At 51.8% G+C, this 11,580-nt stretch carries 8 protein-coding genes; 4 read left to right on the forward strand and 4 right to left on the reverse strand.

The features are described from left to right. Positions 1–9 precede the first annotated feature (9 nt). From AC2215_RS06080 to AC2215_RS06090, 3 genes are all read right to left on the reverse strand, one after another. Positions 10–417, reverse strand: a complete 408-nt coding sequence (locus AC2215_RS06080) for a hypothetical protein (protein WP_486809070.1) — start codon at positions 415–417, stop codon at positions 10–12. 474 nt (positions 418–891) lie between these two features. Continuing rightward, entirely contained in the window at positions 892–2,172 is a 1,281-nt protein-coding gene (locus AC2215_RS06085; RefSeq protein WP_486809071.1) for a tetratricopeptide repeat protein, read from the reverse strand. A 610-nt stretch (positions 2,173–2,782) separates the two neighbouring features. Continuing rightward, positions 2,783–3,793: a hypothetical protein gene (locus tag AC2215_RS06090; RefSeq protein WP_486809072.1), complete on the reverse strand. Its 1,011-nt coding sequence runs from the start codon at positions 3,791–3,793 to the stop codon at positions 2,783–2,785. Positions 3,794–4,408: 615 nt separating this feature from the next. Here AC2215_RS06090 and AC2215_RS06095 point away from each other — a divergent pair. Both AC2215_RS06095 and AC2215_RS06100 read left to right on the forward strand, forming a co-directional pair. Continuing rightward, a complete protein-coding gene (locus tag AC2215_RS06095) occupies positions 4,409–6,175 on the forward strand; it encodes a vanadium-dependent haloperoxidase (RefSeq protein WP_486809073.1) in 1,767 nt (588 codons plus the stop codon). Between the two features lie 460 nt (positions 6,176–6,635). After that, on the forward strand, positions 6,636–7,343 hold the full coding sequence (locus AC2215_RS06100) for an esterase/lipase family protein (RefSeq protein ID WP_486809074.1): 708 nt from the start codon (positions 6,636–6,638) through the stop codon (positions 7,341–7,343). A gap of 235 nt (positions 7,344–7,578) precedes the next feature. On the opposite strand, the gene AC2215_RS06105 is transcribed toward AC2215_RS06100, so the two are convergent. Beyond that, positions 7,579–9,171 (reverse strand): OmpA family protein, encoded by a 1,593-nt coding sequence (locus AC2215_RS06105; RefSeq protein ID WP_486809075.1) that lies wholly within the window; start codon positions 9,169–9,171, stop codon positions 7,579–7,581. Between the two features lie 90 nt (positions 9,172–9,261). Between AC2215_RS06105 and AC2215_RS06110 the strand changes: the two genes are divergently transcribed. Then, on the forward strand, positions 9,262–9,669 hold the full coding sequence (locus AC2215_RS06110; RefSeq protein WP_486809076.1) for an Npun_F0494 family protein: 408 nt from the start codon (positions 9,262–9,264) through the stop codon (positions 9,667–9,669). 141 nt (positions 9,670–9,810) lie between these two features. Further along, on the forward strand, positions 9,811–11,277 hold the full coding sequence (cobQ, locus tag AC2215_RS06115) for a cobyric acid synthase CobQ (protein WP_486809077.1): 1,467 nt from the start codon (positions 9,811–9,813) through the stop codon (positions 11,275–11,277). Positions 11,278–11,580 lie beyond the last annotated feature (303 nt).

The following is an 11,580-nucleotide window of genomic DNA, read 5'->3' on the forward strand; positions in this document are numbered from 1 at the left end:
TTCAGAATATTAGCCATCATATAAATCTAATGTCTTTCTATTTTTGACCACGAGCTCTCTATCCTCTGCCGATAAGTCATGCCAATTATTTTTTTCTAAAAGATGACAAGCGAGTTCGACACTTTCACGATTGTTATGACCCGTGGGACTGGTTCGATAGCCTCCGAGTATATTTAATGCTGCAGCTAAATTTTTTTCATCTAGATTGAGCGCTGCTTGAAAATACTCTAATCCCGACTCATCTTCATTCTTCGATAAATAAGGTGCACATCCGGCAATAATTACGCCCATCATATTATAGGCTTCTGCTCGAATATATTTTGATAAATGATGATTTTGAGCGATGGCGTTAAAGGCAGCAAAAGCTTCTTCATAGTGAGACAGATAGAATTGTTTTTCTGCTGCTTCAAAAAACATCGATATATCCAATCTTATATCTTGCTTATAATTTTATGCTAAGAATTCAGGTCTGCAGACGCGATCGCATTTTTCAGGGTCTCGTAGGGGGCAACGGCTGTTGCTCCATAATCGGCTTGTCTGGCAAACCTAAATTCTTGCATTGTATATAGCTTGATTATCGCAATTCCAAGTTTTAGAAAGACTTGCATTACAGACAGCACATGAGAATAAATTATTTTTAATGATATTAACTTGATTGCAAACAAGACAGCGACGAAACAAAAAATGAGTGGTAAATTTTCCGGGATCGAAAACAGGGATTCGATCGAGCTCTTTCGCCAAAAATTTCCAAGAATCGGGTTTTGGACAGTAGCCGGTTGACTGATTAGTAATTTCAACCACTTCTAAATTGCAACTATTATCTGAAAAGAAAATTTCCCCAACGAACGGCATAGGAATCGTAGAACAATCTTTTTGTGCAAAAGCGTTAAATCACCCATCCCCACCACGCTGCTGTTCCAAATCGTAAACCACCTTTTCGAGATACCAATCTTCGGACATTCCCGGATAGTAATACTTCGCTCGCTCGATTAGCCGTTCCGCAATGCCCCAATGTCCTCCCACTAAAAGAAGAAGGCGATCGCGCAGGGGATTGGAATTCACCTCGGCGGCTTTGGTTTGAGGTACGGCAGATTGAAGTTTTTTTAGACTATCGAGGGCGTTTTGATAGTTTTTCCAATCCTCTTTTTCGCAGAAGTAGGAAGCGGCATTTTGATAATCTTCGATCGCCTCCTTCATTTCCTCCATCCGCGCCCGCGCCATGCCCCGATGGTAGTAGGCGTTGGCATCTTCAGCATCGATTTCCAGGGCTTGGGTATAATTGTCGATCGCAGCGGAATAATTGCCCATTTCCCGAAAGGCATTGCCCCGCGCCACCAACAGCATCGCATCTTTGGGTTCGATCGCGATCGCCCGGTTGAAATCCGATGCCGCACCGCCCCAATCCCCCAGCTCCATCCGCAGTTTGCCGCGATTGCGAGAGGCGATCGCATCTTCTGGATTCAGGCGCAGCGCCCGGTTGAAATCGGCGATCGCCCCCCGAGAATCCCCCATTTTGCTGCGGACGATTCCCCGACAGCAGTAGGCATTGGCATCGTTCTCGTCGAGTTCGATCGCCCAATCCAACTCGCGCATTGCCCCCCGACAGTCGCCAGATTCCGCTTTCGTCAAAATTTGGGCGTAAATCTCATCAGAGGAGAGGAGAGGTTGAGGCGGCGCTGGGGGAGTGGGTTGAGACGGTTTCGGTTGAAGCTGTTTCGCCCGTTCCAAACACCGACGGCAGTTTTGGGCATCCTTTTGCGCCAGATACAATTCCCCCGCCTTTTTAAACGCAGCAATCGCCCCTTGGATGTTGCCCTGTTTGCGCTGGATCGTGCCGCGCAGGTTGTAGGCAGCAGCGTATTTCTCATCGCGGGCGATCGCTGCATCCACGTCTTCCAGCGCCCCCGGTAGATTTTTCAGCGTTAACCTTACCAACGCCCGAGCGTAACGCGCGCCGACGCTTTCGGGGTTGAACTCCAAGGCGCGGGTGTAATCGGAGACGGCATCGTGGAGGTTGCCGGTATCGAAGTACGCCAGTCCGCGCTGGTAGTAGGCATCAGCAAAATAGGGGCTCAGTTGGATGGCTTCGGTTAAATCGGCGATCGCCCCAGCATAGTCCTTTTGGCGTGCTTTTTCGACGCCTTGCTCGTACAACTGTTTTTCGATCGTCATGGGAATTCACCATCGTGCGACAGCCTGTTACTTGCGATTATATCGCTGTCGCCTCTCCCACTCTCCCACTCTCCCCATCTCCGAATTTTACCCCCGATTGCCCGATCGTTTCGCTTTCGGTAACAACATCCGCCCTTCGATTTCTTGCCAAGTCGATTTCGAGACGCGAACGGCAGCCCGTCAGCACTCTACTATGAGCAAATTGGCATAGAGTTGACACTCCCCCGCATAAATGACGGGGGATTCTTGGTTCATCGACAACCCTTACTACTAACCCTTCTCTCGCGGAAAAGTGTTCGCACCAGAGGGGCTTGTCTCCTCAAGCGTTTTAGAGATCGCTCTCTCAGTTTCCGTATGCCCTACGGTACTGTATGCATTGTTTGGTTTTGGTTTGACGCGGTTATGCGTTCTAGCTATGTTTTAAGGCGGGTTTTCGCTACCCCTCCACTGCCCGGATACAAGGTCAGATTCACGCCTCTTTTTTATCCCGCGCTCCATGCGGCTAGCAGCCGTTTGGCCATACCCTGCTTGATTCCTGATACCCCGCATTATCTTGCAATTCGTCAAATTTTTCAACGCGGTTAAAACCGCAGTCGCTGACCTCTCCCGGTTAAAACACGGGAGCTTTCAGCCTCCCGTATTCCTTTAGGTAATTCTCGATCGCCTTAATTTCTTCTTGAGATAAATCGATGAGTTCTGAGCTAAGATCGAACGCTTCTCGCCAAGTTTGGACGATACGCTGGGCAAAGGCTTGGTGTTCCCTCCGTTGCTTGTTATCATCCGGAATTCTGGCTTTGAGCACCTTCAATCGAGCAAGTAACACGGTAAAGTTCGTGTTGAAAACTTGCAAGTCAGATAACTTGCGAGCGTAGGTAATGAATCGATCGAGGGCATCGGCGTTGGCGTTGGCGTTGGCGAGGGTGTTGGCATCGGCGTTGGCGTTGGCGTAGGCGTTGGCGTAGACGTTGGCGTAGGCGTTGGCGTTGGCGTAGACGTTGGCATTGCCGTTGGCGTTGGCGTTGGCGAGGGCGAGGGCGAGGGCGCGTTTCCCCACGGGTTCGATTTCCCCTGCCGAACCCTCCGTGATGCGATCGGCCCATTCCAACAAGCGCTGTAATTTAGACGCAGCGACGCAGGTTTGAGCTTCTTGCTCCATCTGAATCAGTACATCATCTGCTTGTCTGAGAATCCCTTTCCCCATTCCCGGACCGCCCAACACCATCAAATATTGCGTTTCGTTGGCGACTGTCAGTCCTGAGCTTTTGCTTGGTTCCTTGGAAGCGAAACCCCGTTTATCGGTTTGACGGAATTTTTTTTCGAGGGCTTCAACGGAGAGAAAGCCCCGGATCGTGTCGTTATCCAAAACTCGGACGGTGGTGTAAACCGATTCCAAACTGACCGGTTCCCGCATTCCCAAAACTTTGAGGATGCCGTGGCGTTCCATGTAGTTTTGGATGTCGTCCTTGGAAATCTGAAACAACAACTTCTGGACTTCCAAACTCAGCTTGTTTCCTGTCTTCCCCAATGCTTGAATCCCGGCTTTTCCGGCAGTGGAACCCACGATCGTCGCCAAGCCTTTAATTGCCCCTTCGGCAATGGGAAGCATTTCAAGTCCAGTCATATAAATTTTCGGTAACAGTCGGGTATGGCTGCATTGTAACCAAACTTTCCCAAGCCGCTCGATCGCAAAGTACCCACCGAGGGTGCTGCAAAAACTCGATCGAATTCGGCACAATCGAATTGAGAAAGTACATTTTCTAAATACCCAAATATGCGATCGCGCCATGTATAACTTCCTGCAACATCACCACGTGATTTGGCAGACGAATTCCATTTTTACCTACTTGATTAGGTTTAGCCTATTCCTCGTAGAAAATTTCAATATCCGCGAGAAAAACCACCAATCGAATATTTTTTTTGTTTTGAGTTTAGATTTCTTGATGGATTCAATATTTCCGGATAAGTATCCAACTCTTCCGTAAACTTATCTAATTAATCATTCTGGCAATTTTAAATTTTCGATACAGAATCAGGGCAGACTCTTTCAAAATCTGGAAATCCTTCCCATCAAAGGTGAAAGTAACCGGTGGTGGAGACCCCCGTAGAGAGGGGGAATGAAATCCGGAAATCTTCTCCCCAGAAAATTGCATTTACCGCTGAATTTTCTCATGCATTTTCCCATGCAGATTCAGTCCCCACTGAATCGATCCCATTTGACTTTAGAGAGATAAAACTAATGAACGATCGCCGATTAGAAGCCCTCCGAATTCGCCAGATGGCGGCCGAACTTGCCAGCGAACGCCCCCATCCCACCCACATCAGCAACGGCGAGGAGTTCCGCTATCGCGATAACGATAATCAACCCACGCACCTGGGCAATTTCACCAAAGGCTTGCCTCACCGCTACAACGGGGTTGTGGCTTCCGAAGAAGACTACCAGCAGTTCGTGCGCGGTATCGACTCCGGCGATGCCCGCGACTTCCAAGATACGCCCCTGGGCCCCTTGAATGCCGACGGAACGGCCGATCCGGAAAATCCCCAGTGGAAGTCCGAGTTCGCGCGGGAAGAATCCTTATCGGTGCGTGCCTGGGAAAGTGCCGGGGCGGGCAATACCTTCGATCTCCAAGGGCCGGACGCTCAAGCGGTTACCATGCCACCGGCCCCCACCCTCGATAGCCCCGAACTCATCGCCGAGATGATGGAAGTCTATTCCATGGCGCTGTTGCGGGATGTGCCCTTCGCAGAGTTCGACACGAATGAGGATATCGGCAAAGCGATCGAGCGCCTCAACCAAACCGAATGGATTCGCCGAGAACAGCGGGATTTAACCCCTGCCGAGCAATCTCGCTTGCGGGGACCGTTCTCGCGGCAAACGGTGTTTCGGGGCGTCGCACCGGGAGATAACGTCGGACCCTACCTGTCTCAATTCCTACTGATTGGCAATACGGGACTGGGAAACGCCCATGCCCTCACCGACGGACTCATCCAATACGGCGCGATTCGTGTCGATCAGCGGGTACGAGTTGCCGACCCCGGTAAGGATTACATGACCACCTGGGAAGCCTGGTTAGACGTGCAGAACGGGGCAAATTTTGGCGGTTTGGAAACCTATTCCAACAATCCGAAATATCGGTTTATGGCAACCCCTCGCGACTTAGCCACCTACGTCCACTACGACGCGCTTTACGAAGCCTACCTGAATGCCTGCCTGATTCTGCTCGGATTGGGAATGCCCTTCGATCCGGGGATTCCTTTCCAACGGGCGGATTTCCAAGATAAGCAGCAGGGATTTGCTCAGTTTGGCCCGCCTCACATCCTCTCTTTGGTGACTGAAGTGGCCACCCGCGCCCTCAAAGCCGTGCGCTTCCAGAAATTCAACGTTCATCGCCGCGCCCGCCCCGAAGCGATTGGGGGATGGCTGACTCGCTATTGCAACAACGATCGCGAAGGACTCGATGTCATAGGCGATCTGGGGATGGGTTTGAGAGCGGAATTTTTACGGGAAATCGCCGCCCACAACGACTCTCAAAATCGTAACTTTGCCGATCGCGCTGGGGACAGCAACAACGGTTGGAGTCGTTCCTTCCTGCTACCGATGGCATTCCCCGAAGGTTCCCCCATGCACCCCGCTTACGGGGCCGGACACGCAACAGTTGCTGGGGCCTGCGTGACGATTCTCAAGGCATTTTTCGACCATGGGGCGCAGTTAGTCGAACCGGACACCAAGGCTCCCATTTGCTATCAATCCACCGCCGATGGTTCCAAGTTGGAAGCCGTCAGCCTCGAGAAACCCCTCACCGTGGAAGGGGAACTCAACAAACTTGCGGCGAATATTTCGATCGGGCGCAACTGGGCGGGGGTGCATTACTTCACCGACTATATCGAGTCTTTGCGAATGGGAGAGGCGATCGCGATCTCGATTTTGGAAGAGCAAAAGCTCACCTACGGCGAAAACTTCTCGATGACGGTTCCTCTGTTTGATGGCGGTTCCGTCCGGATTTAGGGTTTCGATTTCAAGTCGAATCGATCTCGATCCCCCCTAACCCCCCTAACCCCCCTTTTTTAAGGGGGGAACTAGGTTCTGTTGACATTTCATACTGCAAGTCTTTACCCGCAGTGTTTACGAAGCGTTTCGCTCGTACAGATGAAATTCAGTCATCAAATAGGGTTGAACGCCAGATGTCAACACAGCCTAGAACAAGTCCCCCTTCTTAAGGGGGATTTAGGGGGATCTCAGAACCTGTTGTTTCCCCAATGCCGCCAGCGATCGTAAACCAATCTTCATCACCAGTCCCGTGTGAGATTTCTGCTTCAAACATCCCTCTGTGCTCAACCGCTCTATCCTGATTCTGACGGGGGGAAAGGGAGAACAATATCAGAACTCGTGGGCTTACCCATTTGCGGATGACGCGCCCTAGCTGTACTACAGTATTCTGGAGAACCGATCGCAGCTCGCCCTCTTCATGTCCGATAAATTACCCACCGTCATCCTTCCCGGCTACCTCGCCAGTGCCGAAGACTATCGCCAACTCGCCGAAATTCTTCAACAGCTTGGTTTTCCCACGGCGATCGTTCCCTTGCGCAAGCGCAGTTGGCTGCCGACGTTTGGCGGTCGATCGATCGTACCGATTTTGCGTCCCCTGCACGCCACCCTCCAGCAGATGCGCCAGCAATACCAGGTGGAAAAGGTTAACCTAATCGGACATTCTGCCGGGGGATGGATTTCCCGGATTTACCTGGGGGAAAAACCCTATTGCATTCACGGTGACGTGGCAGAAGATGCCATCGGTTTGTGGAACGGACATCCCCAAGTAGAGACCCTCGTTTGTCTGGGAACCCCCCATCTGAGTCAAGAACGGTGGACTCGCCGCAATCTGGATTTTGTCAATCAAAATTATCCCGGTGCGTTCTACCCCACGGTGCGCTATATTTGCGTTGCCGGTCGGGCGATCGAAGGTCGGCAGCGTCCCGGAAGCTGGCTGGCCTATAACAGTTACAAACTCACCTGCGGCACGGGAAACACTTGGGGAGATGGCATTACCCCGATCGAAGCAGCACATTTAGATGGGGCAGAGAATATTGTATTAGACCAAGTGTGGCATTCGCCGCGATCGCCCGGACGCTGGTACGGTTCCCCCGAGATTATCCCCGAGTGGGTGAAGTTGTTGTAGGGTGTGGGGAATAGAAGAGCATCATTGTCGATTCTGGTGAGTCATAAGAGAACGATAGACACCCAGATTTTTGGGCGAACAGTTGTGTGTAGGTTTCACTTCGTCATTACTTATTAACGCCATGTGCAACTTTAAGCCAAGCCATATGGTTAGCGAGTCGATAAATCTCCCCTTTCCCCTTCCCCTTTAACCCCGTATTGTTAGGTTTTGGATCGACAAGTTGCACATGGGGTTACTAATTAATCCGAACTAAGCGAATCTCCGTCCTTTGTTGGCGCGGATCTTCCGGAGGAACCCCCGATAGCGGCAGATAAAACCCCTTCCCTTCAGCGACGAAATTGTTTTTCACCCCTGCACTTCGCAGATAATCCACCACCGTTTGCGCCCGTTGTTCGCTCAGGGTTTGATTAAAGTCTGGCGTACCGGTTTTCGAGGTATGACCGATAACTTGTACCGCCACGGTTTCGACGTTAAATTCGCTAATTTCTCGGGCTAAATTCTCCAACGTTTCTTGGCCCACAGTTGTTAAATCGGCAATGCCACTCTCGAATTTCACCTCGCCGCGAACCTGTAAATTACCGATACTGGGGGCTTGTTTAATGGTCTGGGCGCTGACGTTGGGGGCGGTGGGGTTGATGGTGCGGCTGTTCCCTGAAAGTCGATCTGCCAGTTGCGGATCGGACTCGCGGATTAAATCGATCAGGGTTTGGGTATTCTGTGCCGCTGGGGCGATCGCCGATGGCACAATTAAGTCCTGGGGATTTTCCGGCACTTTATCCAAACGTCCCGAAAGAACCAACACCGCAGCGGTGGAACCGATGCGCTTGGCAAGGGTATCCCCCGTCATCCAGTTTTTGGCTTCCGTCGCGGTGAAAAATTCGATTCCTTCTAACACCGCAGCCGCGTCGGCCGGTTCCAAATCGCCATCTTCGGCAATTTGCGCTTGCAGTTGGGAGGCATCGCGAACGTTGGTATCGATGCGGCGATAGTAGGCTTCGAGGAAGTCGGAAATTGCGTCGGGTTGGGATTCGATGAGGCGATCGCTTGCAACGAGAACATCGACGATCGCATTGGGGGCATCTTGACTCGACAGCACCACCGTATAGCCCTGCTGTCGCGCCTGAGTGACGTAGGGTTCCCAAATGACGGCAATGGGGACGTTTTTGCTTCGATCTTGCATCAGCGCCCACGCTTCGGAGGCATCGGCAACGGAAACGATCTCGAAATCCGATAAATTAAACGCCTCGAACTTGGTATCGAGGACTAGGGCCAAATACTCGCTGGGGGTATCTCCGGCAAAAGCGATACTTAGAGGTTTGCCCTGGGCTTTTTCGCGATCGACTAACGCTTTCAAATCTTCTAAAGACTTGAGTTCCGGGTATTTGGGTGTATTGAGAATCACCGCATCGGCCCCGGTGGTACGATCGATGAGTCCGACAATTTTCCCGGCAGGTTGTTCTTGCACGAACCGATCCAACGTCGTCACCATCAGATCCACTTCATCTCGGCTCAACCGTTGAGCGCGTTTGCCTTGGTCGAACTCATCTTCGTAGGCAAGTTTCAGGCCCGTTTGAGCCAGTGCCTCTTGAAATTCTGAATTGCGAAACGTACTATAGCCGCTGAAGGTATCCCCCAAGATTTTCAGTTGGTTCGACTCGCGACGATTGGGAGAATTCCCCCCAGAATTGTTGAGATTTGATGAAGTTTCAGAACCGTTGAGACCCGACATCATGCCCGATCGCATTAACCCCCACAACCCCCCGGCAATCAACCCTAACGTCACCAATAACGTTAAGGCGAGTACGATCGGATTTTCCCGCTTGCTCATCTGGCGCTCAGTCTGTTTGTTATGTTGGATATATAATGACAAATTTTGCTTCCTGCTGCCTGTTAGCCATTCTTTCCTAGGCAAAACCGCATGACTGCTGCTAAAAACGCTCAATCCATTCAATATTCAACTGCATCCCTCGAACGGGCCCGTCGAGCGATGCGTTGCGCTCCTTTCCAACTTCAGTGGTATACCACCGTGAAAACCCAAGGTGTGTTTCTCGGGGACGTGGCTGGACAATCCGGGGTCGATCGCCAATATACCCGATCGCCCTTGCCCGAATTAGCAGCAGAAAATCATTTGCTGTGGCTGATCGATGTTGGGGTGCTGCGGCGGGAAGTCGATGGTCAGGGTATTACCGATAGTTTTCGTCTCACGCCTCTGGGTCGTCAACTCACTGCCCAGTGGCAAGAAAACCCGACGGAGTGGAAAACGGCGATCGCTCCCATCGATCGCCTGTTCAACGCAGCCAATCGGTGGCTGAGATTGCCGTTTTAATCTCGTTCGTCTTCCATCTAGGTCGTTCTACTGATTCTACTGAGGTCGCTCCGATCTACCGTAACCCACTAACCGCGATCGTCTAAATATCGATCGAGAGCGCGATCGTCCAACTAGCTATTATCATCATTCAAGTATCTGATGAAATCCCTCATGGTAGTGGGAACGACTTCCCACGCAGGCAAATCGATTCTGACAACGGCTATCTGTCGCCTGATGACCCGTCAAGGCTGGCGAGTGACCCCTTTCAAAGGGCAAAATATGGCTCTCAATTCCTACGTCACCGATAGTGGGGGCGAAATTGGTTACGCCCAAGCGGTGCAAGCCTGGGCGGCGGGTGTTGCCCCGGCGGTGGAAATGAACCCCATTTTGCTTAAACCCCAAGGGAATATGACTTCCCAGATCATTCTCAAGGGCAAAGCGGTCGGACAAGTTAAAGCTTCGGACTATTACGAACGTTACTTCGATATCGGCTGGCAAACCATTCAAGAATGCTTGGGCCAGCTCAGTTCCGAATTCGATACCATTGTTTGCGAAGGGGCGGGAAGTCCGGCGGAGATTAACCTCAAGCATCGCGACTTGACCAATATGCGCATTGCCCGCTACCTCAAAGCCCCGACGCTGCTGGTGGTGGATATCGATCGCGGCGGTGCGTTCGCCCACGTCGTCGGTACGTTGCAGTTACTCGATCCCGAAGAACGGGCATTGATTCGAGGCATCGCCATCAACAAATTCCGGGGACAGCGATCGATTTTGCAACCGGGGATTAGTTGGCTCGAAGAACATACCGGTATTCCCGTGTTGGGAGTGATTCCCTGGATGGATGAAGTCTTCCCCGCCGAAGATTCCCTGAGCTTATTTGACGCACCGGCGCAAAAGGCGGAAGGAGACCTGACCATTGGCGTAATTCGCCTGCCCCGGATTTCCAACTTTACAGATTTCGATCCCCTCGAAGCCGAACCGTCCGTGACGGTGAAGTACATTCGCCCCAACCAAAATCTCGGTCATCCCGATGCGGTGGTGATTCCCGGTTCCAAAACCACGATCGCCGATTTGCTGACTCTACAAAAAACGGGTATGGCTCAAGCCCTGCAGGATTACGTCGATGCGGGGGGAACGGTTTTGGGGATTTGCGGCGGTTTCCAGATGCTCGGACAAACGGTGGCCGATCCTGAAGGGGTGGAAGGACTCGAAGGACGCTACGACGGGTTGGGAATGCTACCCCTCAAAACCGTGATTACCCGCCAGAAAGTCGCTCGGCAGCGAACCGTTTCATCGAGCTATCCCCAAGCGGGACTACCTGTTAGCGGCTACGAAATTCACCAAGGTCGATCGCAAAATATGAACCCCGACGAAACCAAACCCCTCTTCGACGATGCGGGAATTGGCTTAGTGGATAAATTTGACGGAGTGTGGGGCACTTACCTCCACGGCATCTTCGATAACGGCCCCTGGCGTCGCGCCTGGTTGAACCGCCTGCGCCAGCAACGGGGACTCAAAGCCCTACCCACGGGCATTCCCAACTACCGAGAACAGCGCGATATGCTCCTCGATCACCTTGCCGATACCGTGGGAGAGTATTTGAATTTGACTCCGCTGTTGTCTTGAGGGGGAATGGGGGATTTTTCAGTAATAAGTAACAAGTAATAAGTAACGCCATGTGCAACTTAATCCTCCAAAATCCTCTCTCACGGGGGGAAGGGGAAAAGGGGGATAAGTCTACTCGCTCACCATCCTTTCGTGCGCAAAAAGAGCACACACCGCGTTAATAAGTAACAAGTAATAAGTTGGGTGTGGGGCGTGGGGAAGATTGTCGAAACTGACTCATTGTCAATTGTCCATTCACTCCCCCCTCTCCCTTGTCTCCCTTGTCTCCCTTGTCTCCCCCTCTCCGCGTCCCCGCGTCCCCGC

Source organism: Zarconia sp. (genome assembly GCF_057467645.1).

Coding starts and splice junctions, on each gene's coding strand:
- AC2215_RS06100 (WP_486809074.1), top strand. CDS start 6,636: ATGTCCGATAAATTACCCACCGTCATCCTTCCCGGCTACCTCGCCAGT.
- AC2215_RS06105 (WP_486809075.1), bottom strand. CDS start 9,171: ATGAGCAAGCGGGAAAATCCGATCGTACTCGCCTTAACGTTATTGGTG.
- AC2215_RS06085 (WP_486809071.1), bottom strand. CDS start 2,172: ATGACGATCGAAAAACAGTTGTACGAGCAAGGCGTCGAAAAAGCACGC.
- AC2215_RS06090 (WP_486809072.1), bottom strand. CDS start 3,793: ATGACTGGACTTGAAATGCTTCCCATTGCCGAAGGGGCAATTAAAGGC.
- AC2215_RS06110 (WP_486809076.1), top strand. CDS start 9,262: ATGACTGCTGCTAAAAACGCTCAATCCATTCAATATTCAACTGCATCC.
- cobQ (WP_486809077.1), top strand. CDS start 9,811: ATGAAATCCCTCATGGTAGTGGGAACGACTTCCCACGCAGGCAAATCG.
- AC2215_RS06080 (WP_486809070.1), bottom strand. CDS start 417: ATGTTTTTTGAAGCAGCAGAAAAACAATTCTATCTGTCTCACTATGAA.
- AC2215_RS06095 (WP_486809073.1), top strand. CDS start 4,409: ATGAACGATCGCCGATTAGAAGCCCTCCGAATTCGCCAGATGGCGGCC.